The sequence below is a fragment of the Streptomyces sp. CB01881 genome (genome assembly GCF_002953255.1).
In the GTDB taxonomy this organism is placed as follows: Bacteria; Actinomycetota; Actinomycetes; order Streptomycetales; family Streptomycetaceae; genus Kitasatospora.
On record NZ_CP026498.1, the window covers coordinates 10428247 to 10429854 of the forward strand.

Below are 1608 nucleotides of genomic sequence, written 5' to 3' on the forward strand. Positions count from 1 at the left end.
CCGTCCTGTCGAGCCGCCCCGCTCATCTCCGGCGCCGACCTGCGCACCACCGCCGACGCGCAGCGCACCGCGAACGGCTACACCTGGTCCACCGGGATCAACTCCTCCGCCCTGGCGCTGCTGAAGAACCCCGACATGATCGCCATCGACCAGGACGGCCTCGCCAAGCCGGCCACCCTGGTCGGCACCCCGCCCACCTCCCCGACGGCTCCGGTGATCCTCAAGCGCCAGCTCGCCAACGGTGACCTGGCCGTCGCCCTGATCAACCAGGACCCGAACAACTGGGCCATGCCCAGCGCCAGTTTCACCGACCTCGGCGTGACCGGCTCCAGCTACTCCTACCGCGAGCTGTGGACCGGCGCGACCGGCACCACCACCGGCACCATCGGCGGCAACTGGATCCCCGCGCACGGCGTCGCCCTCTACCGCATCGCCGGCGCGAGCATCGGCATGGGCAGCGGCAACGACGGCAACCGGCCGAGCGTCGTCGGCGACGGCAAGTACCACGCGATCAGTGCGGGCGGCACCGGCGGCCAGGCGCTCGAAGTCAAGGGCGGCTGCTACGCCCCGATCGGCGGCAACTCCGGCATCAACGCCTACCAGAGCGGCAACGCCGCCCAGCAGTGGCTGTTCACGCCCAACGCGGACGGCACCGTGACGATCACCGACAACTGCTACACCGCCACCCAGACGCACACCGTGCTCGCCGCCGGCGGCGGAGTCGGCACCGCCTACCTGCTCAACCCCTCGGCCAACAACCCCTGGCAGAAGTGGAAGGTCGCCCAGAACAGCGCCGGCGCGCTGACCATCACCAACGTCGGCAACGGCCTGGTCCTGGACGTCGCCGCCGCGGCCGGCTCGACCGGGATGACCAACCCGGCCAACCCCGCCGCAGCCGGGCAGAGCTGGACCGTCCTGTCCTGACGGTCCTGATCCGGCCACGGCCGGGCCCGGCACGGTGCACCACCGTGCCGGGCCCGGCCGTCGTCCCTCGGTCACCTTCCCCGCCCGCCGTCCCGGACCTCGCCGAGCGGCCGTACTCGGCGGAAGCCGGCCCGTCGAGGGCGCACCGACGTACGGCGGCCTGGGCGGATGCAGGAACCACCGCGGTGCGTCGTACGTCGTAGTGGGGGGTGATCGGCCAGGGGGACAGGCCGCCTCGGCACGTTAGGCTTCACTTTCGGGGTGCGGCCTGGGTGCCGCCATCGGATCGACGCCGAGACCGCCGGCCAGGCACCGCCGTGTGCCGCCGCCACCGCGGCTCGTCCTGCCACGGAGGTAACCGGCCTTGCACATCGACGCCTGGATCGAGAGCGTCCCGCCGACCGCGGTGTACGCCTTGGTCGCCCTGATCATCGGGCTGGAATCGCTGGGCATCCCGCTACCCGGTGAGATCGCCCTGGTCACAGCGTCCCTGATGTCGGTCAAGGGTGTGGTGAGCCCGTGGGGCGTCGCGGCCTGCGCGATCGCGGGCGCGATCATCGGCGACTCGATCGGTTACTCGATCGGGCGCAAGGGGGGCAAGCCGCTCTTCGAGAAGCTGGGGCGGAGGTTCCCCAAGCACTTCGGGCCCGCGCACCTGGCCACCGCTGAGCGATCGTTCCAGAA

At 71.7% G+C, this 1608-nt stretch carries 1 protein-coding gene and 1 pseudogene; both read left to right on the forward strand.

All coding sequences use genetic code 11. The annotated features are described in order from the left end of the window. The coding region (locus tag C2142_RS34870) for an RICIN domain-containing protein (RefSeq protein WP_194235836.1) at nt 1-924 on the forward strand (924 nt) is incomplete at its 5' end. Between the two features lie 364 nt (nt 925-1288). Then, nucleotides 1289-1608, forward strand: a pseudogene (locus C2142_RS40875) (DedA family protein); the annotation flags it as partial.